15 protein-coding genes are annotated in these 24645 nt (G+C 62.5%); 9 read left to right on the top strand and 6 right to left on the bottom strand.

Annotated features, from left to right (window positions below):
• Window positions 1-3: 3 nt before the first annotated feature.
• Together VLU25_02830 and VLU25_02825 are read left to right on the top strand one after the other, a co-directional pair.
• Window positions 4-693: a class I SAM-dependent methyltransferase gene (locus tag VLU25_02830; GenBank protein ID HSR66852.1), complete on the top strand. Its 690-nt coding sequence runs from the start codon at window positions 4-6 to the stop codon at window positions 691-693.
• Window positions 690-1292 (top strand): class I SAM-dependent methyltransferase, encoded by a 603-nt coding sequence (locus VLU25_02825; GenBank protein ID HSR66851.1) that lies wholly within the window; start codon window positions 690-692, stop codon window positions 1290-1292. The genes VLU25_02830 and VLU25_02825 overlap by 4 nt, the downstream gene beginning before the upstream one ends.
• Window positions 1293-1431: 139 nt before the next feature.
• Here VLU25_02825 and VLU25_02820 read toward each other — a convergent pair whose 3' ends face one another.
• Entirely contained in the window at window positions 1432-3840 is a 2409-nt protein-coding gene (locus tag VLU25_02820; protein HSR66850.1) for an ABC transporter permease, read from the bottom strand.
• Window positions 3841-4001: 161 nt separating this feature from the next.
• On the opposite strand from VLU25_02820, the gene VLU25_02815 reads away from it, so the two are divergent.
• Window positions 4002-4790: a TIGR00730 family Rossman fold protein gene (locus VLU25_02815; GenBank protein HSR66849.1), complete on the top strand. Its 789-nt coding sequence runs from the start codon at window positions 4002-4004 to the stop codon at window positions 4788-4790.
• Window positions 4791-4803: 13 nt separating this feature from the next.
• On the opposite strand, the gene crcB is transcribed toward VLU25_02815, so the two are convergent.
• Window positions 4804-5178: a fluoride efflux transporter CrcB gene (crcB, locus tag VLU25_02810; protein HSR66848.1), complete on the bottom strand. Its 375-nt coding sequence runs from the start codon at window positions 5176-5178 to the stop codon at window positions 4804-4806.
• Between the two features lie 913 nt (window positions 5179-6091).
• On the opposite strand from crcB, the gene VLU25_02805 reads away from it, so the two are divergent.
• From VLU25_02805 to VLU25_02795, 3 genes are read left to right on the top strand one after another with little or no spacing between them, the layout of a single operon-like run.
• Window positions 6092-7684, top strand: a complete 1593-nt coding sequence (locus tag VLU25_02805) for a CPBP family glutamic-type intramembrane protease (GenBank protein ID HSR66847.1) — start codon at window positions 6092-6094, stop codon at window positions 7682-7684.
• Between the two features lie 10 nt (window positions 7685-7694).
• Window positions 7695-8144, top strand: a complete 450-nt coding sequence (locus VLU25_02800) for a hypothetical protein (GenBank protein HSR66846.1) — start codon at window positions 7695-7697, stop codon at window positions 8142-8144.
• Between the two features lie 44 nt (window positions 8145-8188).
• The gene (locus VLU25_02795; GenBank protein ID HSR66845.1) at window positions 8189-8905 is read left to right on the top strand and encodes an SDR family oxidoreductase; all 717 of its coding nucleotides are present in this window, start codon (window positions 8189-8191) and stop codon (window positions 8903-8905) included.
• Between the two features lie 254 nt (window positions 8906-9159).
• On the opposite strand, the gene VLU25_02790 is transcribed toward VLU25_02795, so the two are convergent.
• The 4 genes from VLU25_02790 to recG all read right to left on the bottom strand — a co-directional run bounded on the left by VLU25_02790 (window position 9160) and on the right by recG (window position 19860).
• On the bottom strand, window positions 9160-11925 hold the full coding sequence (locus VLU25_02790) for a DUF349 domain-containing protein (protein HSR66844.1): 2766 nt from the start codon (window positions 11923-11925) through the stop codon (window positions 9160-9162).
• A gap of 186 nt (window positions 11926-12111) precedes the next feature.
• Complete coding sequence (locus VLU25_02785) at window positions 12112-13689, bottom strand: GWxTD domain-containing protein (GenBank protein ID HSR66843.1); 1578 nt, start codon at window positions 13687-13689, stop codon at window positions 12112-12114.
• Window positions 13690-13849: 160 nt separating this feature from the next.
• Window positions 13850-17260 carry a TonB-dependent receptor gene (locus tag VLU25_02780; GenBank protein ID HSR66842.1) on the bottom strand — a complete coding sequence of 1137 codons (3411 nt, stop codon included), beginning with the start codon at window positions 17258-17260 and terminating at the stop codon, window positions 13850-13852.
• Between the two features lie 449 nt (window positions 17261-17709).
• Window positions 17710-19860: an ATP-dependent DNA helicase RecG gene (gene recG, locus VLU25_02775; GenBank protein ID HSR66841.1), complete on the bottom strand. Its 2151-nt coding sequence runs from the start codon at window positions 19858-19860 to the stop codon at window positions 17710-17712.
• Window positions 19861-19937: 77 nt separating this feature from the next.
• On the opposite strand from recG, the gene VLU25_02770 reads away from it, so the two are divergent.
• The 3 genes from VLU25_02770 to VLU25_02760 all read left to right on the top strand — a co-directional run bounded on the left by VLU25_02770 (window position 19938) and on the right by VLU25_02760 (window position 24624).
• The gene (locus VLU25_02770) at window positions 19938-20504 is read left to right on the top strand and encodes a type II secretion system protein GspG (GenBank protein HSR66840.1); all 567 of its coding nucleotides are present in this window, start codon (window positions 19938-19940) and stop codon (window positions 20502-20504) included.
• Window positions 20501-21379, top strand: coding sequence for a thioredoxin fold domain-containing protein (locus VLU25_02765; GenBank protein HSR66839.1), 879 nt, complete (start codon window positions 20501-20503; stop codon window positions 21377-21379). The genes VLU25_02770 and VLU25_02765 overlap by 4 nt, the downstream gene beginning before the upstream one ends.
• Before the next feature lie 134 nt (window positions 21380-21513).
• Complete coding sequence (locus VLU25_02760) at window positions 21514-24624, top strand: TonB-dependent receptor (GenBank protein HSR66838.1); 3111 nt, start codon at window positions 21514-21516, stop codon at window positions 24622-24624.
• The last annotated feature ends 21 nt before the right edge of the window (window positions 24625-24645 follow it).

Below are 24645 nucleotides of genomic sequence, written 5' to 3'. Positions count from 1 at the left end.
TTGATGGTGGTCGTTGGCGGAATTGCTCTGCTTTTTTTGGCCGAGCTTTGGCCGCCGGTGGCCGTCATGGTGACGGTAGGTATCGGGGCAACGACCTTCTGGTCCCTGACCTCGCTGCTCGCCTCCTACTACGTCTACGATCTCTCTCCCCTCTATAGCTGGCGTTGGTTGGCGGGTGAGTTGAACTCCTCCCCCGGGAAGTGGGCCAGTTTTCATGCGGGGTTGGACGAGTCGAGCGAGGCGATTCGGCGGCTTTTTCCTGAGTCGCAGGGTGGTGCATTCGACATTTTTGATGCCGACAAGATGTCGGAAGGGTCGATCCGGCGAGCCCGCTCCACGGTATCTCAGGCCGGTGAGCGGGCTACCGCAGACTCTGGGGCGCTGCCCTTTGAAGAGGGTGCTCTCGATGCCGTATTCCTGATTTTCGCCGCCCACGAGCTGCGTGACCCCGATGACCGGATTCGATTTTTCACGGAGATCCGGCGGGTGCTGCATCCCCAAGGAGACCTGATTCTCGTCGAACATCTGCGCGATTTGTGGAATTTCATCGCCTATGGGCCAGGATTCCTGCACTTCTTCTCCAGATCTGAATGGATGAAAACAGCCCGGCAGGCGGGACTCACTTTTCGCTCGGAACGGCCCATGACCCCTTTCGTGCGCTGCTTTGTTTTCACCAGGGAGGCCAGTAAGTGAAGCTCAATCTTTGGGAACGGGCATTGGTAAACAACCCGGTTCGGGCCCTCCTGCAGCATCATCTTGAAGCGCGTCTTTTGCTGAGCAAGGGCGGACGGCTGGAGGGGAAGAGGGTTCTTGAGATCGGCTGCGGACGCGGGGTAGGCGTCGAGGTCATTTTCAAGCGATTCGGCGCCGGCCATGTCACGGCCTTGGACCTCGACCCAGCCATGATCGAACAGGCTAAGCAGCGACTCTCCCACATTCCTGCCGACAAGCTCACCCTGTCTGTCGGCGATGCCACCGCCATTAAAGCTCCCGACGCTGAATTCGACGCCGTCTTCGACTTCGGAATCGTGCACCACATTCCCGATTGGCAGGGAGCCATCCGCGAAGTCGCGCGCGTCTTGAAACCTGGCGGGCTTTTCCTTTTTGAAGAGATAGCGAAAAAAGCCCTGGACCGATGGGTGACTCGGACCTTCTTGGATCACCCCACAGAAAACAGATTCTCCCTCAAGGCGTTCCTGGCCGAAATGGAGCGGCAGGGAATCAGGCCGCAAGGGGAGGTTACGACAGTCTGGTTCGGCGACATCTTCATCGGCGTCGGCCGTAGGACCTAATGGTCGGGGAGGTGATGGATGAAGGTTCTCGCCATTGGCGGCGGCGGATTCATCGGCTCCTGCGCGGTGCGTCCGAGCCAGTCGATCAGGGGCATGAAGCGGCGGTGCTTCAGCGAGGGATGATCAGCCCATCCAACCCCTACTCGTGGCGCAAGGCCGTCAGCGGATCGATGCGCGAAGCGCGTGCGGCGGGGATCAGGCCTGAAGCCACCGCCACGGCCCCCAGCAAGAGCGCGATGATGAGGAAGCTGACAGGGTCGGCCGGCTGCACCCCTTCCAGGAAGGCAGCCATGAAGCGGGTCAGCGCAAACGCTCCCGCCAGTCCGATCACGACCCCGATGGCCGCCAATCGCCCCACCCGTCCCAAGACCATTGTAAGAACGTCCTGGCGTCGGGCTCCCAGCGCCATGCGGATGCCGATTTCGCGCACCCGTTGGGACACGAAGAAGGCCATCAGCCCGTAAATGCCGATAGCCGCCAGCAAAAGCGCTCCCGAAGACAGGATGCCTAATGACTGGGTCAGGGTGCGCTGGGGCAGGAGGAACTCTTCGACCACCTCCTGCAGAGTACGCACCTCAGTCAGCGGGATGGTGGCGTCGATGCGGGCCAAAGCGGCGCGCACAGTGCCCGCCAACTGGCGAGGGTCGCCCTGGCTGCGGGCCAGCACGCGAAAGTAGCGGGACGGGATCTGCATCTGGCCCAGGAAAAGCAGCGACTGGCGCGCCTCGGCCAGGTCGGTCTGGCGTGTGTCGGCCGCGATTCCCACCACCGTCACGGGCTGGGGCAGGTGTTCGACTTCGATCTGGCTCCCCAGCGCATTGCCCCGGGGCCAGTGGCGGTCGGCCATGCTCTGCGAAATGACGGCCGCCAGGGGGGCGTTTTCATCGTCGCTGGCACGCAGCCCACGTCCCTGCAAGATGGGAACTCCCAGCACCTTGAAGTACTCGGGGCTGACCGTGAAGGCGGTGGCGTAGCGTGGCGAGGAGTCCGCCGTGGGACGTCCAACGATAGAGAATTCACGTGCGTCCGTCTCATGGTTGAGCGGCAACAGGTTGACGGTGGCTGCGGCTGAAACCTGGGGCGCCGTCCCCACCTCTTCAATCAGCCGCCGATGAAAGAGGCGCCGCTGGTCGGCTTCGCCGTAGCGGTTGGAGGGGATCTCCAGCTTGGCGGTGAGGACCGGACGGCCCTCGAAGCCGGGATCGATGTCCTGCAAGTTGAGAAAGGAGCGGACCATCAGTGCAGCGCCGACAAGAAGAATGATGGCCATGCTGATCTCGGCCGTCACCAGCAGGCCGTGCATGCGCCCCGAGGAGCGTCCCCAGCCGCTTCCCGCACCGCCTTCCTTGAGGTTGTCGACCAGGTTGGAGCGGGCCAGCCTGAGGGCCGGCAGGGTTCCGAAGATCAGGGCCGTGAGCAGGGCCAGAGCCAGCGTGTAGAGGAATACGGAGAAATCCAGTCCGATGGCGCCGACTTTGTAGAGGTCGGCCGGGATGAGCGAGGCCATTGCCGAGGAGGCGAAGTGGGCCAACAGCAATCCGGCTGCGGCTCCCATCAAAGAGAGGACGGCGCTTTCCGTCAACAACTGTCGCAGCAGGCGTCCGCGTGCGGCGCCCAGGGCCGAACGCAGAGCGATCTCGCGCCGACGCGCCGCCGAGCGCGAGAGCAGAAGATTGGCGACGTTGGCGCAGGCGATCAGCAACACGAAGCCAACGGCCGCCAGGAGGATGCCCGACATGGGCTGGATGATGTCGTGGGCAAAGTTGAGGGCGCTGCGCAGATCGGTGACATTGGCCCCGCGGTCGCCCTGAAGCTGCGGGTATTCCTGGCGCAGATCGGCGGAAATGCGGTCCATCTCCTCTTGAGCCTGCTGGCGGCTGACGTCCTGGCGCAGGCGTCCGACCACTTGCAGGAAGTGGCGGTCGCGTTCCCACTCCCGATCCATGATGCGGGGCATCCAGACATCGGTGGTGGGCAGGGGGAAACGGAAGCGGTCGGGCATGACGCCGATGATGGCGTAGGCCGTTTCGTTGATTTCAATGGGCTGTCCCAGGACGGCTTCCCCGCCCAAGCGGTTCTTCCACAGCCGCTCGCTGATGACGGCAACGGGAGTGGCGGTCCGCGAGTCCTCGCCGGGCAGGAAAGCCCGTCCTTGCAGCGGCTCGACACCCAACAACTCCATCAGGTTGGAGGAAACGCGTCCCGCCGAGATCTTCTCGGGCACATCCAGTCCGGTCAGCGTTTCTTCGGTGTAGTTGAAGGCTGCCAGATCGGCGAAGGAGCGGCCGCGCTCCCTCCAGTCCTGGAACTCGGGCACCGAAACGCGGAACTTGTCATAGCCGCGGCGGGAATCGGTGCCCCAGACATGAACCAGCCGCTCCGGCTCGGCGAAAGGCATGGGCCGTAAGAGAAAAGCATTGACAAAACTGAAAATACTGGCGTTGGCGCCGATACCCAGCGCCAGAGCCAGGACGGCCACGATGGTGAAACCGGGGTTCTTGAAAAGGGTACGCAGCGCGAAACGCAGATCTTGAAACAACTGGGTCATTGCTCTCTCCTTAAGACGTCTCTCTACGACTATCGACGGGAGGAGGCGCGTGAATCTTAACAGGCCTCATTCCGAATGGCATCGCACTATTCGGGAGAAGGGCGGCCCCGCATCCGTTAACGGAAGTGGCCATCGGGAAGGGCCGGCTTTAGAATGAATCCATGCCGCAAAGCTCACAGGACCGAACGCACCCGCCGTCCACCGATGAAGACCAGGCGAATTCTCGCCACGGTCCCGCCAAGGACGAAATCGAGTTCCTTCGGGGCCCCCAGCGGCGTGGCAGCGAGTTGCTGCGCCTCTTCCGCATCAGTTGGGAGTTCCTGAAAGGATTCCGCACCCTTCACTTCGTGGGTCCCTGCGTCACCGTCTTCGGATCAGCCCGCTTCTCGGAGAACCACCGCTACTACCAACTGGGACGGGCTGCCGGCCGCCACCTGGCCCAAGCCGGTTTCACCGTCATGACGGGAGGCGGGCCAGGCATCATGGAGGCCGCCAATCGAGGGGCCAAGGACGTGGACGGACGCAGCATCGGCTGCAACATCGAACTGCCCAGGGAACAAAAGCCCAACCCCTACCTCGACGAGTCCATCGACTTCCGCTATTTCTTCGTGCGCAAGGTCATGCTGGTCAAATACTCCTATGCCTTCGTCGTCCTTCCCGGAGGCTTCGGCACCATGGACGAGATCTTCGAAACCGCCACCTTGATTCAGACCGGCAAGATCCGGCAGTTTCCCATCATTTTGATGGGAAACGACTACTGGCAACCCCTCATGGACCTGCTGCGGGAAAAGTTCGTCACTGAACGCACCATCTCGGAGCGCGACCTGGAGCTGATCCATCTCACCGATTCGCCCGAGGAGGCGGCGACCGTGGCGCGTGACATGGGCATGCAGCGCTTCGGCCTCACCTTCGGTCCCCGCGCAAGACGCTGGTTTTGGATGGAATCCTGAGGCGCCCCAAAGATCAGAAGGAGCGGGCCAGGACGTATCCCGCCCACACTAACAGGACGCCGGCCAGGTTGGAGACGGCGATGTAACCCAGGGCCGCTTCCACCTGCCCCGCTTTGAAAAAGCCGAAGGCCTGCACGCCGAAGGAGGAAAAGGTCGTCAAGCCTCCCAGAAACCCGATCAGCAGGGCCGCCCTCCAGTAGGGCGAGAGCAAGAAGCGGTCCTGCAGCAGGTTGAGGGCCACGCCGATGAAAAAGCAGCCCAGCAGATTGACTGTCAGCGTACCCCAGGGAAAGGACTTGCCCAGCCTTTCAGCCAGCCACAGGTCGATGGCGTAGCGCAGCAGTGTTCCGCAAGCCCCCGCCGCTCCGATGAAAAACCAGCGCGTCATGAAGCCGTCATTGTCGCCGCCGAGGCCGACGAGATCAAGCGGACGCAATCTGCTCGCTGTCAGAGGTGCTTGCTACCGTTATTGCATCAGGCCGGGTGGGACTGTATCCATGCCGCCGTTCGACCCGGCCCCATGCCAATCGACCCGGTCCCATGCCAATCGACCCGGTCCCATGCCGTCATTGCAGGCCAACCATGCCGCCAGCGGGACAAAGCCATGTCTGTACCTTATGCGGAGCATGATCATGAGCGACCCTAGGAACCTGGTTTTTCATTCCCTGGCCGGCGATCACTGTCACCAATGCGGACGGCCCACGCGGCTGCGCTGCGTAGCCTGCAACCCCATGCACTACGTGTGCTGCCAGTGCCTTGAAGATCACGCTGCCTCCCACGGGCAGTTCTTGGCGCCTGCCCGTCGTGCAGGAGTCCAGTCCCCAGAAATCGCTGCTGGCGGCTAGTGCTGCGCCAGAAGAGTCTTAACTTGGGCCATGCTGCATCCTAACTCTATAGGTGAAGCACCGTACCCAGGGTTTCGCCCTTGCTGCGCTTCGCTTGCCGCGGGCTGCACCCTGGGCTAATCGAATCGCTCGCCTTCAGCGAGCCCGGACTTGAGCCTTGAGACGGTGCTGCACCCTGGGCTAATGCTAATCGAGGGCTAGTCGAATCGCTCGCCTTCAGCGAGCCCGGACTCAAGCTTTGAGACGGTGGGTCGGCGGCCCCTCCAAAGCCTTGCCTCGCCCTCCGTAACCTTTGGCGAAGGAGGGCGAATCGCTCGTTTCTGGCCCACATTGACCTCCAACACAGTCGCGGGCTAGGGAATCGCTCGCTTTCGGCGAACCCGGATGCCGGTTTGCTCCAGGAGGCCCGGCGGCGCTACACTGCCTGCTCGCGGACGCATCAGTCCGCAGCGGACTATGTCGAGCGCGCAGCACCACCTCTCACCTTCGGGCAACTGGTTAAGCCGCCACCGGCGCCTCAGCTCGCTGCTGCTTCTGGCCTTCTTCTCGGCCTTGATCTGGGGCTACCTGTGGTGGGGACGCTTCGAGTACTACGACGGGTGGATTCTGGGCGGCGTCTACCTGGGCTGCTTCCTGATTCTGCTGCTCAACCTGCTGCTCAGCGGCGGACGCCGGGAAATGGGCCTGCGCCTCGATAACCTGGCGGCCTCCTTGCGCCTGCTGCTGCCGCTGACGCTGGCCCTGACAGCCGCCATCCTGCTGCTGGCCGGGCTGGGCGGGCGGCTGCAGCCCGAGCAGGGAAGCCTGCCCTGGATCTACCTTCCCTGGGCCCTGGCCCAACAGTTCATCCTGCAAAGCTTTCTGCTGGCGCGCTGGGAGGACGTGCTGGGCAGCCGAGACGGCGCCGTGTTGGCCGCCGCAGCCCTCTTCGCCCTCTTTCACCTTCCCAACTGGCCCCTCATGGCAGCCTCTTTCCTGGGGGGACTGGTCTGGTGCTGGAGCTTCTCGCGCCGCCCCAACCTGTGGGCCGTAGCGCTGTCCCACGCCCTCTTGGGACTGCTCGTCTCCTTCTTCTTCAAGTTCGACGGAATGCAGCAGTTCCGGGTGGGCAAAGCGGGACATCCCTACGACAACTTCGGAGACGGCGTCGCGGTGGCGGCGGGTTACGATGCCGCCAACCGGCCCTTCATCGCCGCCCTTCCCGGCCCCGACATCGATCACCCTTGCCGGGTCCGCCTCTTCCGCCCCGATGGCCAACGGCTGGGCGAATTGGAATCCTTCCCGTCGGTGGGCTATTCCTGCAACGTTGCGGTGGGCGACTTTGCGTCCGCTCCCGGAGACGAGATAGCGCTGGCCCCCGGACCCGGCGTCCGGGCCCCCTCGCAGATCCGCATCTTCGACCTGGGGGGACGTGAACTCAGGCGCTTCTCCCTGCCCGAGCAGGGATACGGAGCCTGGGTGGGCGCCGCACGTGGAACCCTGCTGGCGGCTCCCGGCCCGGGCCCGGACGCCCCCAAGGCGGTTTACGAATACTCCCTGGAAAGCGGATTGCTGCGTACCTGGGAACTGCCGGGCCTGGATTTCGTCAACTCTCTGCGCGCCCTGGCGCTGCCCGATCCCAAACGACTGGTGGTCTGGCCCACTCCTGTCTCGGTCAATCACGGGTTCGTTTACCCGCTGGGGGAGGACGGCCGGCCGGGCACCCGCTGGGAGGCCTTCAACACCGATTACGGGCTGAGCTTGGCCGCCCTGCGCCTGCGATCCGGCGGCTGGGGCCTGGTGGCCGCGCCAGGCGCCCTGCAAGGGCACCCGCCCCACATCCGCCTCTACTCCTGGGACGGGAAGTTGCAGAACTACTTCTACGCCGAGGGCCGCGATGAGGGAGGATGCGGCGCCAATGTGGCAGCGCTGGACGTCGATGGGGACGGCATCGACGAAGTCGTCATGGGCGAAGGACACTGCCCGGGCGCCCCGCCCACGGTGCGCGTCTTCAGACAAGACGGCACCTTGCTACAGCGCTTTATTGCGGACCCGCCGCCGGAGCCCTAGAATGCCCCCCATGAGTGAATACATCCGTTTCGCACGCGTGGCCATTCTGTGGCTGGTGGTGATGTTCATCCTGCGCCTGCTGTTGGGCATCTTCGAGGTTCCTTATGAGGAAGGAACCAGTCAAGCCAGTCTGGTCCTCACAACCCTTTTCGCCTGCATCTTCCTGGGAGCCTTCGGGCGCCGCTTACGCGGATACGGAGTGCTGCAGGCCGCCCTTCTGGGCATAACCATCGCCTTCGTGGCCCAAGTGTTGATCATCGCGGGAACCGCCGGCTCCTATCTGTTGGGCGCGGAGACCTACTTCAACCATCCCAAGGCCCTCAATACGCCCGATGCCGTGGGCGTCGTCCAGGCCATGGTCATCCGGGTCGTGGGCATGTTGGTCAACATGATCATCGGCGCCATCGCCGCCATGCTGGGATGGCTCAGCGGGAAGCTGGTGCCGGAGCCCGGAGCCTGAATCGGCAGTTGCCCGCTCAGCCGGGATTGCCTTACTATCGCTTCATGGATTTGAGCGGACAGACGGTGGTGGTGACCGGTGGCAGCAGCGGCATCGGCGAAGCCGTGGCCCGCGATCTGGCCCAATGCGGAGCCAAGATCATGGTCACCGCCCGCCGCGAGCAACGCTTGCGCCGGCTGGCCGAAGAGTTGCCCGAATGCGCCTATCTGGCGGGCGATCTGACCGATCCCTCTTTGCCCTCTCAAGTGCTGGAAAAGGCCCTCTTGATCCATGGCGGATGCGACGTGGTCATCAACAACGCCGGAATCATCGAGACCGGCTCCGTCAGCGAGATCAACATCGAGCGCCTGTGCCGCATGGTGCGCCTCAACGTGGAGGCAGCTTACCGAATGGCCTACCTGGCCCTGAGACTCTTCCAGAAGCAGGGATGGGGACACCTGATCAACGTCTCCAGCGTCTTGGGCACCAAGACCCGCGAGCGGGCGGGAGGCTATGCGGGGACAAAGTTCGCGCTGGAGGCTCTGTCGGAAGCGCTGCGGATGGAATTGGCCGGCAGCGACGTGAAGGTGTCCTGCGTGCAACCGGGACTGGTGCGAACGGAATTGCACGAGCATTACGAGGAGCATCCCGCCGACACGCTGGGAATGGAGCATCCTCTGCGTCCCCAGGACGTGGCCCGCAGCGTCCGCTTTCTGCTCGACCAGCCCAGCCACGTGCGCATCCCCCGCCTGCTGGTGCTGCCTGGCGAGGGAAAAATCTAGTGACAGTGCGCCAGAAGTTTTGAGCCACCCTTTGGCGTTATTCCACGCTTTCAGCGTTCAGACCTTTGCCGTCTGAAACCCGGGGTGCCGCCGCCGTCCCGCTGGCGCTCGCCGCGGCTGACCCTGGGCTGGCGAATCGCTCGCCTTCGGCGAGCCCGGACTTGACTTCTAACACAGTCGCTGGGCTGGCGAATCTGTCCCCGTCAGGGACAAGAAACGGAGGGTCCTGGCTTCAGAATCCATGAGCGGCAGCACTAGCCTTTCTTGCGGAAACTTTCCAAGGCCTGCAGGAAGCGCTTCTGGATACCCTCCGCCTTCTCGTCGGGCAAGGGGCCCAAAAAGCACAGGTCGTGCTCGATCTCTTCGGCCTCGCTCTTGGGATTGGCGGGCTTCTCCCGGTCCACCAAGGCTGAGGAGAGACGCGAAACCTGGTAGCGCATGCGCACCTCGGCGGACTCGGGGGGCGAATCGATCCCGGCCAGCATTTCCATGCGCACGCACAGCAAGTCGGCTTCCCGGAGGTGCTTGGCCGCGGTTTCGTCCCAGTCCTGGGAACGCCCCTCCAGCAAGGCTTGGCAGGCCTGATCAAAACGCCGGCGCATGCGCTGCTCGTCCTCTTTGGAGAGCTCAGGCAACTCCTCCCACTGGGCTTGCGCGCTTTCCACCATTTTCTTTGCCTTGGCTGCGGACAGGCCCTGCACAGCTTCTAGTTCAGCGCACAGATCCCCCTTGCGGCGCAACGACTGCATGCGTTCTTCGGCCTGACGGCGGCGGCGCTCCTTGGCCTGATCGCGCCGAATCGCCTTGAGCTTGCCGCTGAACCGCCCGCAGCACCGGACGAAGCGCCGCTCCAGACCAGGCGAACGCGACTCCGCCTCGGCCCAGGACTGGCGGGCTTTCTCGAACTCCTCTTCGGCCTTGACCAGTTGCTCGCCCTCCAACTTGCACAGTTTCTCGATCTCGGCACAGATCTGCATGAGTTCGCGGTTGTGTTGCTGCTGGGCTTGCTCTTCTTCCTTGCGCTTGGCCTTGAAGCGCTCGAATACGGCGTTGCAGGCCGCCCGGAAATCCTTCCACAGGGCCTGCTCGCGGGGGCGCGCGGTGGTTCCCGTTTCCTTCCACTGCTGTTGCAGGCGGCGGATCTCGGCGGTGGCCTGCCCGATGTCCTCGGCTTCGATCTGAGCCTTGGCGGCCTCGATCAACTGCTTCTTAGCCTCCTCGTGGGGCTTCTGCAGTTCCCGGAGGCGCCGGTCCAATCCCTTGAGCGCCTTGCGGATGCGGCGCGCCATGGGACCTCGCTTTTTGGGCTCGATCTCGTTGAGCCTGCGCAAAGAACGGGCTCCTTCGCGGATGAGGCGGTCCAAGGGCTTCCAGTCGGGCGGGTCCCCGCTCAGTTCGGGATCGGCTTCCAGGCGCCGGCAAACGGCTTCCAACTCGGCGGTCTTGGCCTTGCGTTTCTCGGCCCTCTCCTTGAAGAACTGCTTGCAGGGCTCGTAAGCCCGGTTGCAGGCGGCGTGGAAGCGCCTCCACAGCCCCGGCCCCGAGGCGTAGTGAGGCGGATCGTCGGGCAGCTTCTCGCTTTGCTCCAAGCGCATCCATTGGTTGCGGGCGGCCTTGATGCGCTTGTTCAACTCCTCCGGATGCAATTCGCTCCCGGCCAGGGCTTCCATGCTCTCGATCAGGCGCAGCCGCTGCTGGTTGTTGCCCCAATGATGCCAGTCCTTGAGTTCGCGAACGCCGGCATGCACGGCCTTGAGCCGGCTGCGCATGGTGTCGCGCTGCTTGCGGGTGAGTCCGGGCAGTCCCTTGAAGCGGCGCGAGCACTTGCGGAAGAGGAGCCGCGCCTCCCGCAGTTCCCCCTGGCCCAGATGCTGCTCCACCTGGCCCAGATGAGAGCGAATCTCGGAGAGAATTTCCTCATTGCGCTTGGATTGCTCTGCCAACAGTTGCTCAAGCTGCGACAACGCCGTCTTGAACTGCCGCGTCTCTTCTTCCGAAACCTCCTCCTCGCGTCGGGCCGTTTGCCAGGATTCCTTGAGGCGGGTGAGGAGGCGTTGCTGCAGTCCGGCTTTTTTGTCTCGGGCCAGACGCTCGGCCCGCTCGATGACGGCTTGAGCTCCGGCTTTCTGCTGGGAGGGAGCGGCGGCCTCGGCGGTCTCTCCTTCATCAGCCTCGCCGGTCGGAGCAGGCTCTGGAGGCTCTTGGGCCTGGTCTGCTGATTCTTTGGCGGAATCGACGGCCTCGTCGCGGTTCAATCCGCGGTGGCAAATGGCGTCGAAGCGCTCCTGAAGCTCCTCTTCGGCGGCTACCGGCAGGCTCTTCCATTCCTCCACGATGACTTCAAGCGACTTGGCGTCGCGATCGGCATCCACCGTCCACGCCAGTTTCTCGGCTTGCTGGCAGAGTTCCTCGCGGCGGCGGCGCACGGCCTTGGGATCTCCCCGCTGCAGGCGTTTTTGCTGCAGCTTGGCGCGGGCCTCGCGGTGGATACGCTTGTCGTGGCGCCGGGTGTCGCGCATCACGCGCGCCAGCAACGCTTCCTCCTCAAGGCGCTGGAGGGCCAGCAGGCGCAAGTCATGGTCGGTGTCGTCCACGGCCATGTCGGCCACCGCCTTCTGGCGCGGGCCCATTTCCAGCAAAGCCCGCCGCAGCTCGCTGTGCGGAGCCGTGCTCAAGAGGTCTTCGATCAATCCCTGGTCGTCGAGTCCCTTGAGGAAATCGATGCGCTGCGAGAGGGGGAGAGCGTCCTCGGAGGGATCGCGCAGAAGCTGGCGCAGGCGCTGGCCGGCGGCCTCGCGCACCTCTTCTTCATCCTCTTCATCTTCTCGACACAGCCGATGCAGGGTTTCCAAGGAGCGGGCCCGTTCCAGGGCCGCGATCCGCACCTGGGCCTCAGGATCCTCGAGCAACTCGCTGAGAGCCTCCTCAAGCTCCTGATCAGACAACTCGGCGATCACTTCCCGGCGCACCGAGGGATCACGATGCTGCCATTTCGGCTTGTTGAAAAGATCTTTGAGCATGTTGAGACTTCGGTCGCTGGAAAAGACCTGGATTTTACCGCAATCCGCTCCCCAAGTCCATGCCCCCGAAGTTCTCTGAAGTGGAGAAGTGGTCTTACCTGCGGCAACTTAGAGGCACCGGGCCGTCCGTCCCGCCGGGGGAGCGAAGGATCAGCCGTGGGGGAGTTGCCGCCGCCCATCGAGGCCTCAAGAGTCTGAGTCCTCTTTCTTGAGGATGCGGAAAGACGCCTCGCTCCGGGTGCTCTGGCCGCTGAGGCGGTCCTTGGCCTCGACCTCCACAACCACGGTGCCCGCGGGGAACTTGGCCAGCGGCAGACTGATGGTCACCGAGGCCTGCTCGCCCCTGACTTTGCCGAAGGTGCTGAGGTCGTCCTCGATGGTGACCAGGTTGCGGTCGCCCTGCTTGAAGCGCACCGTCAGCTCGACGTCCGGACGCAGCGAGGACTGATCGATCTGCAGGCCGTAGAGCTGGAAGAAGAGCCCCACCCGCTGACTGGAGCGGAATTCGTTGCCCACGTTGGGCACCACCTTGTGATCGCCGATGGCGAAGGGATCGGCCAAGGTCTCTTTTCCCATCAGCGGACGCATCACGTCGGCAAGAATGAGGGAGCTCAGGCTCAGTCCTTCTTGCACCTCGAGGTGGACGAGTTGCTGCTTGTTTCCCACTTTGCCCGAATGGACGTCCTTGACCACCACGTCCAGCAGGTGGCGGCCCGCCGGCAGCAGGATCTTCTTGGAGTAGAGGGCGTTGCCCCGCCGCATGGCCGGCAACTGCTCCTCGGTTCCCGTCAGTTCCAGGGTGTCTTCCACCATGGCGCTGATGCGCTTGGAAAGGTCCCGGGCCTGTATGAAGATGTTGACTGAGGCCTTGTTGGCCTCTCCCTCCTTCTTGAAGGTGAGATCCGAGACGGGCAGGGTGAAGGTCACCGGCACGTAGTAGGAGCTGTCGGTCACCTGCACGTGGGACACGGCGAGCTGAAAAGGGATCTGGTCGTAGGTGACCCGCGAAGAAACCACTCCCGCCAGATCGGCGAACTTGACGACGGGCGCCGAAGTCACCTTGCTCAACAGTTCGGTCTTATAGAACTGGCGGTCCTTGGAAAGGCGGAAAAGGTCGCTCTTGGCCGCGCTGGCCGGGTCGGCCAGGGGGTCCTTGTAGGCGTAGACGTTCTTTTCGTCTTCATCGAGGGCCAGCTTGTAGAGTCCGGCGCCGGAACGGTCCACGAATTCCAGGGTGATGCCGCTGCCGATGCCCTCGATGTAGTTGTAGTACCAGGTTTCAAAAGGAAAGGTGATGATCTCGCGCTGGGTGACGCCGCCCTCGATGCGTCCCTCGAGGGCGTTGGCCACGCCGCCCCGGGGATCGGCCAGGGTGGTCCCGGTGGGATTGACGTCGCGCTGGGTGGGAGGACCGAAGCGGATGTAGACGCGTCCCCGGTCGGTCTTCCAGCCGGGCAATCCGGCCGAAAAGTGTTCGTTGGCGTAGGCGATCCTGCGGTAGTGCTCTTCCTTGTAGCTGTTCTCGATCGTCTGGGGATCGGGATCGCGCCGCTTCCAGAAGGCCTCGATAAAGCGCGTCTTCTCTTCTTCAGTCCGCAGGTCCTCGAAAACGGCCCGCTCCTCGGGGGTGATGATGTAGAGGACGTCTTCCTGCAGCCATTTCTTAAAGTAGTCGCGGCTCTCTTCCTGGCGGGCCGCCGGCTCGTCCTGGCCCGGCAGAGCCGGAGCCGTCCATAAGAGCAAAGGGATAAGGGCTAAGATCAATCTTATCTTCATCATCGATAGTGTAGCGGATATTAAAGGCCCGCCGACGTCTTTGTAGAGGGACGAGGCGGTCCGATGTTTCAAAAACACTTTGTCCTAAACGAACGAGCCCCGCCGGATCGATCCGGCGGGGCTCGTAGTGTTGCATGCGCTCAGGCCCCTAGAAGGAGACGCGCAGCGCAAACTGGAAGGAGCGCGGGATGCCCTGCGAGAAGCTTCCCGATCCCAATCCGATGAGGTTGGTGCGGGTGCCCTGCACCGTGCCGTTGGGGGCGCCCGGCTGTCCGCTGAGGATGCCGTTGGCGCTGTTGCCCAGGCGGCCGTAGTTGGCCACGTTGAACAGGTTGAAGATCTCCACCGAAGGAGAGATGGTCACGACCCGGTCGCCGCCGCCGATTTCGAAGTGCTTGGTGACTCGAATGTCGGAGGTGATGAAGGAGTCGTTGAAGACCTGTCCGGCCGGAGCCAGTTGCAGGCTGGGAGCGACCGCTCCCAAGGCGATCAGTTGGGCCTCGGTGAAGAGTCCCGCGCTGACCAAGGCGCGGCCCGCCGGGGTGATATTGCCGGCGATGCTGCTGTTGAAGCCGTTGATCAGGGCGTTGAGTTCGTCAACGCTGCTGATTCCGCGGCCGAAGTCGCCGCGGTCGCCCACGAAGTCGCCCGAGGTTCCGTCGCCGTCCAGGTCGGAGGTGAAAATGTTGTTTCCACCACCGGCGCCGGACAGAAGCAGGTTCTGGGGCAAGGCCGTGGCCCAGCGCTGGTTCCAGTTCAGCCCGAATCCCCAGGGGAGATCCATGAAGAACTGGGCGCTCAACTGGTGGGTGCGGTCGGTTCCGCCGGGGCCGCGGTTCTGATCGCTTAAGAAGTTGTCGTTGAAGGCAACCGAGGGCAGAAAGTCCTGGTCGCCTGAGATCACTTCAAAGCGGCTCAAGTTGTAGGAAATGTTCATCCACATGTTGCGGACGAACCCGTCCATGTCGGTGAAGCGGCCGGTGGTGCGGAACTGCAGAGCGTTATAGGTAGAGCGTCCGCTCGACTCCAGCACGTTGATGGCCGTGAAGTTGGGGTCCACGCCAACAAAGAAGTTGGCCAGCCCGAAGCTGTTGATGGAAGCTCCGGCGGCGATGGCCTCGTCGATGCTGCCAACTCCCATGCTGTTGAGAGTGGACTGAATGGCGCCGGCGGCGCCGGCCACGTCCAGGGTGTCAGCAGCAAAGTGACGGTTGAAGTCACGCACCAGGTTGTGGTGCAGGCTCTTGTTGCGGAGGTAGTCGACCGACATCGTCCAGGTATCGCTCAACTGGTGCTCAACGCCCAGGTTGGTCTGGATGGAGTAGGGCGTCTGGTAATCCTGGGAGAAGATGGAACTAAAAGTGGTTCCGTTGACCAGGATCAGAGGCGTTCCGTTGGGATCGAAGGGGACCTGAGCAGAGGCGGCCTGGAAATCGGCTTGAGTCTGCCCGATCTGGTCGATCACCGTGCCCAGGGGGACGCCCGACCAGGCGGTGGTGTCGATGTTGTTGACGGGCATTCCGCTCACCAGCACGCGGCCCATGGCGTCGATGTTGCCCAGGGGCGGCACGGCGGTGTTGAAGCCCAGACCCTCGGCCAAGCGGTCGGTGCGGTCGAAGATCACGTTGTTGAAGATGTTGGTCTCGTAGTAGATTCCGGCTCCGGCGCGGATGACGGTCTCGTTGTTGCCGAAAGGCTGCCAGGCGAAACCGATGCGCGGTCCGAAGTTGTTCTTATCGAGATCAACCGGGTTGACGATGTCGGGGCCCAGCACGGTGGACAGTTGTGAAGGCAGTCCCAGGTCATCGTTGACCTGACCGGTGTTGATGTCCCAGCGCAAGGCCAGGTTGAGGTTGAAGGTGGGCGTGACGCGCCAGGAGTCTTCAACGTACCAGGCGAAACGGGTGTTGTTGATGCCGCCGCGGGGACGGTTGTTGTTGGCGATCTCGGTGAAAGACCCCTGCCCGTTGCCCAGAATGGCGAAGCTGACGGGGTATTCCAGCGGATCGTTGGGGTTGCCGCCACGGTCGATGATGGCCTGACGGATGTTGCCGTCGAAGGCCAGGCGGACCTCAGGTCCTACGCCGAAGAAACTGGCGAAGAGGTTGGTCTTGGTCCACTTCAGCTCGGATCCGAAACGGAAGGTGTGGTTGCCGCGAATGTAGGCACCGTCGTACTTCCACTGATGGTCGGTCTGATAAGTGGCCTGGGGCGCCAGACGGTTGGGTCCGGAGAAGAAGGTGGCGCGGCTGTTGATGGCCACCGAAACCGGAGTCCCGTTGGAAGCCGAGAACTCGGGCAGACCCAGGTTGTTGGTCGAGATCTCGTTGTCGAAGCTGGTGAAACCGTAACGCACCGAATGGGTCAGCGAAGAGGTGGCGGCGTCGAAACCGAAAGCGGTCACGTTGGTGACGTTCTGGTTGACGAAAGGCGCCAGGTTGGTTCCGCCGAAACCGGTGGCGGCGTCGTTGGTCTCGTGACTGAAGCGGCCAAAGGCCGTCATCGAATCGCTCAGGTTGAAGTCCAAGCGCCCGATTCCCAGGTTGTCGTTGAAGGGCGTGGTCACAGCCCCGTTGAAGTTGGGGAAGGAAGGCAAGGACGTAAAGGTGCTTCCATCCTGGTTGAGCTTCTCGTAGTTGATGAAGAAGAACACCCGGTCCTTGACCAGAGGTCCGCCGACTTCAAAACCGCCTTGCTCGCGGTCGAACTCAGCCGACTCCAGGTTGGCGATCGTCTGAGGGCTGCCGGTGCGGGTGGTGGGCAGGGCGGCCACTTCTTCGTCACGGTAGAAGATGAATCCGCTGCCGTGAAACTCGTTGCTGCCGCTCTTGGTGATGATGTTGACCGAACCAGCCGAACCCAGCGAGGTGGAGGCGTCGTAGGAAGACTGACTCACCTCGAATTCCTGAACGGCGTCCACCGAGATGTTCTGGGTGGTGGTTCCGACAGTCTCGTCGGAGATGTCGATGCCGTCAATGGAAATACGGGTTACGCGGCCGCTGCGGCCGGCCACCGAGATGCCGGTGAACTGGTTCTTGGTGGGGTCGAAGGATCCGCCGTCCACCAACTGCACGCCCGGCTGGGTTTGGGCCAAGTCGAGAAAGTTGCGGCCGTTCAGAGGCAGGTTGCGCACCTGCTCCGAAGTGATGGCCCCGCTCACCTCGTGGTCGACGGTGTCGACCCGGATGGCCTCGCCCGAAACCGTGATGACTTCGTCCGGCGTACCCACTTCCAAAGTGACGTCGCCGTTGGCCATGGCGCCGACTTCGATGGCCACGTTGATGATCTTGGTCTTGAAGCCTTCAATCGAGGCCTTGACCTCGTAGCTGCCCGCGGGCAGCGAGCGCACGGTGAAAAAACCGCTGTCGTTGGTGATGGTATTGATGGTGCGGCCCGTGCGCGGATTGGTAATGCTCACTTCCACTCCCGGGATGATGCCTCCCGAGGCGTCGCGCACAACGCCCTGGATGCCTCCCGCGCCGGTTTGGGCCATCAGCGGCAGACCCGCCAACAGCAATACCAGCAGAGCGGAAATGGTCCTGAAACCAGATAATCTCATGCTCGTTGCTCTCCTGTTGAGTTGATTCGCAATACGTCCATGTTCGATTCGTTCGTTTAACATCGTAGAGTCCGAAGATTCCGCTTCGGACCCGGCAAAATGGCGTCAGACGCACTGCGTCATCTTGGGTTGTACAACGTTGCACGAATCATGCCAAAGCTTCGGCCCTGATCCTCATCTTTTCCTCATTTGCCGCTCTATCCCTCTGTTTGCGTTGAAAATCAACCGTTTTCGCAGATTTAGAGAATCTCGGGCCGCCCTCTTCGGAGACATCTCATTCAAAGTTTTGAATTAGAAACCAATTCTTTGAATCAAATGTTTGAATGTCAACTTTTTCCCTGCTTAAGCCATGTTCTGCGCTTCAAGATCGTTTTTGCCAAGCGCGTTCGAAGGGTTTATTCCACATTGTTGAATAAAATTTGCCCAAGGCAGCGGCGGGACAGGCGCACTCAGCCCACTCGGGCCAAGGGAAGGCGCCCCTTGAAGAGGGCTTTGAGGCGCTTGAGGAGGCGTTGGCGGTCTCCCCCTTCCCGGCGCAGGCTTTCCTCAATGAAGTGACGGGCGTCCTGGTGGCTTCGGCTCACCCATTGGCGGTCCCGCACCAGGTTTGCGAAAGCGAATTCCGGCAGTCCCGACTGGCGGGTTCCGATGAATTCTCCAGGCCCCCTCAGTTCCAGGTCCTTTTCGGCGATCTCGAAACCGTCGTTGCTTTCGCGCATGATGAGCAGGCGTTGCCGGGCTTTCTGGCCCACCTTGGGACCGATCATCAGCACGCAATAGGAATCGTGAGAACCCCGGCCGATGCGTCCGCGCAGTTGGTGCAACTGGGAAAGCCCGAACCGCTCGGCGTGCTCGATCACCATGATGGAAGCGTTGGGAACATCGACGCCCACCTCGATCACGGTGGTGGAGACCAGGATGTGGTACCGGCCCGCCACGAAGTCTTTCATGACCGCTTCCTTCTCGTCGCTCTTGAGGCGGCCGTGCAGCAGTCCGACGCGCAGGTCGGGAAAGACTTTTTCCTGCAGGTGGGCGGCCATTTCCACGGCGGCTTTGAGATCCACTTTCTCGGATTCTTCCACCAGCGGATAGACCACGTAGGCTTGGCGGCCCTTCTCGATCTGGCGGCGCAGCCCGCGGTATATCTCAGCGCGCTTCTTTTCGCCCGCCAACACCGTTTCGACGGGCCGGCGCCCCGGAGGCAGTTCGTCCAGCACCGAGAGATCGAGGTCGCCGTAGAGGGTGAGCGCCAGAGAGCGGGGAATGGGGGTGGCGGTCATTACCAACACGTCTGGCAGCGGGCCTTTTTCCATCAGGCGCGAACGCTGCATGACCCCGAAGCGGTGCTGCTCGTCCACCACGATCATGCCCAGCCGATGGAAGTCGACCGGGTCCTCGATCAGGGCGTGAGTGCCGATGAGAAGGTCGATCTTGCCTTCTTTCAGATCGTTGAGCAGGTTCTCGCGCTGGCCTCCCTGTACAGCCGACGTCAAATATCCCGCGCGGAAGCGGGTGCGATCGTGAAGCAGGGGGGAAAGACTGCGCCAGTGTTGCTCGGCCAGTATCTCGGTGGGGGCCATGAGGGCGGCCTGGTAGCCGTTTTCCATGGCTACGGCCATGGCTTGCAGGGCCACGATGGTCTTGCCCGATCCCACATCCCCCTGCAGCAGTCTCGACATCACCTCAGGCCGGGCCAAGTCGCGCACGATCTCTCCCAAAACGCGCTTTTGAGCCCGGGTGGGGCGGAAGGGGAGGATGCTCTTGAGGGTGCGCCGCTCCTTCTCGCCCAGCTCGATGCGGCGTCCTTTGCGCAGCCGGGTGCGCTGGGAGCGAACCACTTGCACGGCGCTCTGAAAGGCGAACAGGTCTTCATAGATGAAACGCTGCTGGACGGGCGTGGCCATGTCTTCCAACTGCTTGAGGAGCGCCTCCGTCCTCGCCCCGCCCGGTTGGGGAAAGTGGAGTTGGCGGAAAGCCTCGGGCAGGGAGGGAAAACCGTAACGGCGCCTCAACTCCTCGGGTAAGGGGTCTTGGCACCTTCCCCCAGCCTTTTCCAGCGCATCCAGGGCGTTGGAGATGATGGTGCGCAGGATGCGGGGAGTGAGGCTGCTGATACGCCGGTAGACGGGGACGATGCGTCCGATGTGGGGAGAACCGGTCTCGTCCTCTTCCTCCAGCACCTCGAATTCCGGATTGGTGAGGGCGAGCCCGCGGCTGTACTTGTCGTATCGGATGGTGCCGAAGAAGACCCCCCGAACGCCCCGCGTCAGAACCTTTTCCAGGCCGGGACGGTTGAAGAACTTAAGGGCCAGCCTTCCGCTTTGGTCTTCGGCCACCGCTTCAAAAAGCCGGATGCGCCGGGGACCGGCCCGGTGTTCCCCGCAAGCCGCCACCCGGGCCACAACCGCCGCCGTCTCCTCCGCCTCCAGACTGGCGATGGGTTTCAAGCGGGTACGGTCCTCGTAGCGCATGGGCGGGTAGCGCAGCAAGTCGTCCAGATTGCGGATTCCCGCTTTGGAAAGCAATGCGGCTCTGACTTCTCCCACCTTCTTGACGAACTGAACCGATGTTTCAAGCTTCATGGGCCGAGAAACGGTTATGATAGCGCGCCGGCGCCCTGCCGGGCGAGTCCGCCGCGGGCTCTCTGCAATTCACCCTATGCTATTCTAATGAGGTTATGAGGCGGCTTACTTTCGCGCTTATTTTGACGGCTGTGGCCGTTTGTTCTTGCGGCAAGAGCACCCAGGATCAGGTTGCGGCGGCGGTGGGCGGATTCGACAGCGCCCAACTCGGCGAAAAGAGCGTCCAGGTCGAGAACCTGAAGGCCAGCGGCGACTTCGCCACCGCCGAGGTTACCGTCAGGACGGCCGTCAAGCTGCGCAAGAAAGAGGGAGTCTGGCACCTCGAGGAGATCCGCCTGGGCGACCGGCGCTGGGAAAAGGCCGAACATCTGCTGGCCCTGCTCAACGCCCAACGGGCCGAGACGGGCCGCCGGCATTTGAATTTGATCGCCCAGGGTCTGCAACGCTACCGCCAGGAGCACTCCAGGCATCCTCAGGCGGTCGACTTTCGGGCCTTGATCGACCTGCTCACCCCCAAGTACATGGCCCAGGTCATTCGTTTCGACCCCTGGTCCCGACCCTACCGCTACCAGGTCAAGGGCGGGGGATTCGATTTGCGCTCTGCCGGTCCTGACGGCATTTTCGACAGCGGCGACGACCTCGTCGCGGAGAACACACCATGAGCAAGCTGTTGACCCACCTCCTCATCTTCCTTCTCCTCCCTGTGGCCGCCGCCTGCATGAGCGCGCAGGCCGATGGATTCGACTGGATCCACGACTATGACGAGGCCCTGTTCCGTGCCCAGGAGCAGGGAAAGCCCATTTTCGCCTACCTTGAAACCGACACTTGTACCTACTGCCGCCAGATGGAGGCGACCACGCTCAAGGACCGATCGCTGATCGAAGACGTCGGTGACGATTTCATCTGGCTCAAGCTGGACGCCGAGAAGGACCAGCATGGCATCGCCTTGCGGGAGCGATTTCGCGTCGACAGCTTTCCGGGAATGCTGGTGCTCGACGCCAAAGGCCGCGAGTGGGACCGTTTTACGGGATATACGCCGGCTGACGAACTGCGGCGCAAGCTCGACCAGGCCACCGGCCCCAACAGCTTCCGCGTCCTGCTGGAGAGGATCGACGCCGATCCTTCCGACGCCCAAGCCCAGTTCCTGATCGCCGAAAGGCTGCGCGACAGGGAGCAGTGGAAGGAGGCTGCCCAAGCCTACGCCGATTATCTGCGCGCCGATGCCGGGAACAGCCTGAAGAGGGCCGATCAAGCCCTTTATTATCGCGCCGTAGGACTGTCTATGTCGGGCCAGGTCATGGAATCGCTGAAAACGCTCGAAACGCTCGAAGCAGGCTATCCGTCCTCCCCCTTCATGCCCGACTCGGTGCTCTTTCGGGGCCAACTCCTGCAACACCTGGAACGCAACCAGGAGGCCCGCATCGCCTTCGAGACGTACTTGCAGCGCTATCCCGAGCATGGCTACGCCCCCCAGGTCCGCGACATCCTCTCCAAGCTGCCGGGCGGGACGGCACTCCCCATGGCCCGATCCCATTAGCCAGACCCTCAACGGTCTGCTGACGAGGCCGTTTCAGGGGAATACTCATTGCGTCCTGCATACCCCCCTTCTATAATCGAATTCCAGCCGAACAACGAATCGATTCACGCTCAAGGGGACCTAGAAATCTACTGATGGAGGACCGAACGATGCAGCTACCGAGAAGAGGGGTATTGTGCGTCCTGTTCGTCTTGCTGGCCGGAACGGCGGCACTGGGACAGGCGCAAATCACAACCGGCGTTATCGAAGGAGTCGTCACCGACGAATCGGGCGGCGTCGTGCCTGGCGCCTCGGTTCGGGTGGTGAACGTGGGGACCAATCTGGAGAGAAATTTCATCACCGGCGACGACGGCCGTTTTCTCGCTCCCCAGCTTCCCTCAGGCCGGTACAACGTCGAAGTGACGATGGAGGGCTTCGCCAACCTGCGCCAGGAGGACGTGCAATTGACGGTGGGGAAAGTCATCTCCCTGGACCTTCAACTGAAGGTCTCTTCGGTGGATGAAACCGTCGTTGTCACCGGAACGCCTCTGCTGGACACGGCCAAGATCGAATCCTCCACCACCCTTGATTCCGCCACCATCGAATCCACGCCGGTGCTGGGACGCAAGTTCGAAGACCTGCTGACCCTGACGCCGGGCGTCAGCATCGTTCAGGGACCGGACGGCGACGAGATCAACTTCAACGGCCAGCGCGGCATCTTCAACAACATCAGCTTGGACGGAGGCGACTACAACAACGGCTTCTTCGGGGAGCAGGTGGGCGGACAGCGGGCCGCCGTCGACATCACCATGGAAGCCGTGCAGGAGTTTCAGGTCATCGCCACCGGCGCCAACGCCGAATTCGGACGCTCGGCCGGCGGCATCGTCAACGTCGTCACCAAGAGCGGCACCAACGAAGTCCACGGCAGCCTCTTCCACTTCCAGCGGCTGGAGTCGCTGAGCGCCAACACCTCGGACGGCAGGCCGCTGACAGACTTTCACCGCGAGCAGTTCGGGGGAACCATCGGCGGCCCCATCCAGCGCGACAAGATGTTCTATTTCTTTGCCTTCGAGCAAATCACGGGAAATCTCACCCGCGACAATCTCAGCGCCGTGGTGGGCGACACGCCCTGCCCCACCGCCAGCCCCAACCTCATGGACAACCAGGACCTGATCGGCTCCAACGCCGATTGCCAGCGCTTGGCGCTGATCGATTTCTTCCAGCAATCACGGGGACAGAACGAGGGAGCGCCGGTTGAGCGTCCCGTCAACAACAGTTCTCTTCTGGCCAAGTATGACTGGACCATCAGCGACACCAACAACCTCTCGGCCTCCTACAACTACACGCGCTCCAAGAAAGAGAACGAAACCTTCGACGTGCCCACTTACGGCAACTCGGCCAACGGCACCGAGGGGCCGGGCGAGATCCAGACGGCACATTTGAATTGGTTTTCCAGCATTACGCCCACTGCGCTCAACGAGTTTCACTTCACTTACTCGCGCGAAAACAGGCCCCGCTCGGCTACCGAATCCAATGTCCCCGCCGATACCGCCATCGGATTCGAGACCACCTTCCGCTTCGGCAACCCTTTCTTTCTGCAGCCCGATATCGACGAACTCTTCTGGCGCACCCAGTTGCGCGACAACTTCACCTTGATCAGGGGCGACCACACCATCAAGTTGGGGGGCGAATGGCTGCATTCGCTCAACGAGCAGGTCTTCCGCGGGTTCTTCACCGGACGCTACATCTTCGGCGACGTGGTGGGATTCCTGCGCTATGCTTCTCCCGCCGACATGGGACCCGGCTTCGGGCCTGACGTGGAAGCCTGCGCCGACGGAAGCTTCACCGATCTATCCATCGGCTGCCCGGACGGCGTAGGCTCTTTCGGAAGCCCGCTGCTGCTCTATCTGCAGGGAGCGGGAGTGCGCGGTCCGACGAGCGACGCCACCGGCTTTTCAAACATCACCAACGAGGACCTGGCCTTCTTCATCCAGGACAAGTGGCAGTTGCATCCCACCTTTACGCTGAATCTGGGCCTGCGCTATGAAGCCCAGCTCTTCCCCGAAGTGGTCGTTCCGCCCTCTCAGACGGCTTACGGAAACCTCTTGGGCGATCCCCGTTTTCCCTCCGACGGCACCATCCCCGACGAAACTTCGATGTGGCAGCCCCGCATCGGCTTCGCCTGGGACGTGGGCGGCACCCGCAAGTCGGTATGGCGGGCCAGCGCCGGCGTCTTCAACGCGCGCCAGAACATGCTCACCCAGGTGGGATCGATCACCACCAACGGCGAGCAGCAGCAGACCATCGCCGGAGGCGCTTTCGCCAATCCCACCATCCGGCCCACTTGGCCCTTCACGGTGGAACCCGATCCCCTGCCGCCCGGCGAGTTCCCGCTCTTCACAGGCGTGCGCATCTTTGCCGAGGACTACCGCAATCCGCGCATCTACACCGTCAATACGTCCTTTGAGCAGCAATTCGCTCAGGATTGGGTGGCCTACGTCGATTTCACCTGGTCGAAGGGCGTCTACCTGACCCGTTTCTTGAACATCAACAACGGTTCTGCTCCCACGGCCCTGCCCGAGAACGGCGACGTCGTCACCTATCTCGGCCCCAACCCCTTCGGCCCCCAGTTGGGCGAAGTGGCGCTGACCAGTTCCAGCGCCAAGTCGCTTTACCGCGGAGTGGTGGTGGGAATGCGCAAGCGCTTTTCCAACGACTTCTCGATGGAGTGGAACTACACTTACGCGCGCGACTACGACGACGATTCCAACGAGCGCGATCCTTTCACCTTCCGCGCCTTCAACCGCTTCAACCTGGACGCCGACTATGCCCTCAGCGACCGCGACATCGCCCACAAGTTCAATCTGGTGCTGTCGGCGCTGCTTCCCGGCGGCATCGACTTCAGCAGCCGCGTCCAGGGCCGTTCGGCACAGCCCATCACCACCAATCCGGCCGGCAACGGATCGGGCCCTCCCTGCAACCCGCAGAACATCCGCACCCGGGTGGTGGACGGCATCGACTGCGGACGCAATACCTTGAGGAAGGACAACGAGTTCTTCTCCTGGGATTGGCGCATCCAGCGGCCCTTCCGCTGGGGAGACGGCCGCTACGCCCTCATTCCCCTGGTGGAGATGTTCAACACCTTCAACAACGACAACAACATCAATCCGCTCACCACGCCCGGATTGTTCAACTTCGACGGTTTCCTGCGGGCCGGAGTCGGCGATCCGCGTCAAGTGCAACTGGGCCTCAAGTTCACGTTTTAGAGCGGCGCGTCCTCTCATGAG

Source organism: Acidobacteriota bacterium, from assembly GCA_035471785.1.
GTDB lineage: Bacteria > Acidobacteriota > UBA6911 > RPQK01 > DATIPO01 > JANQFM01.
Note: the sequence above shows the minus strand (reverse complement) of the source record. Positions and strands in the feature narration are given on the sequence as shown.

Excerpts from the sequence above, each read along its gene's own strand:
- VLU25_02790 (HSR66844.1), bottom strand. The coding sequence starts at position 11,925 with ATGCTCAAAGATCTTTTCAACAAGCCGAAATGGCAGCATCGTGATCCC.
- VLU25_02765 (HSR66839.1), top strand. The coding sequence starts at position 20,501 with ATGAGCAAGCTGTTGACCCACCTCCTCATCTTCCTTCTCCTCCCTGTG.
- VLU25_02795 (HSR66845.1), top strand. The coding sequence starts at position 8,189 with ATGGATTTGAGCGGACAGACGGTGGTGGTGACCGGTGGCAGCAGCGGC.
- VLU25_02760 (HSR66838.1), top strand. The coding sequence starts at position 21,514 with ATGGAGGACCGAACGATGCAGCTACCGAGAAGAGGGGTATTGTGCGTC.
- VLU25_02805 (HSR66847.1), top strand. The coding sequence starts at position 6,092 with ATGTCGAGCGCGCAGCACCACCTCTCACCTTCGGGCAACTGGTTAAGC.
- VLU25_02780 (HSR66842.1), bottom strand. The coding sequence starts at position 17,260 with ATGAGATTATCTGGTTTCAGGACCATTTCCGCTCTGCTGGTATTGCTG.
- VLU25_02800 (HSR66846.1), top strand. The coding sequence starts at position 7,695 with ATGAGTGAATACATCCGTTTCGCACGCGTGGCCATTCTGTGGCTGGTG.
- VLU25_02820 (HSR66850.1), bottom strand. The coding sequence starts at position 3,840 with ATGACCCAGTTGTTTCAAGATCTGCGTTTCGCGCTGCGTACCCTTTTC.
- crcB (HSR66848.1), bottom strand. The coding sequence starts at position 5,178 with ATGACGCGCTGGTTTTTCATCGGAGCGGCGGGGGCTTGCGGAACACTG.
- VLU25_02770 (HSR66840.1), top strand. The coding sequence starts at position 19,938 with ATGAGGCGGCTTACTTTCGCGCTTATTTTGACGGCTGTGGCCGTTTGT.
- VLU25_02815 (HSR66849.1), top strand. The coding sequence starts at position 4,002 with ATGCCGCAAAGCTCACAGGACCGAACGCACCCGCCGTCCACCGATGAA.
- VLU25_02830 (HSR66852.1), top strand. The coding sequence starts at position 4 with ATGGTGGTCGTTGGCGGAATTGCTCTGCTTTTTTTGGCCGAGCTTTGG.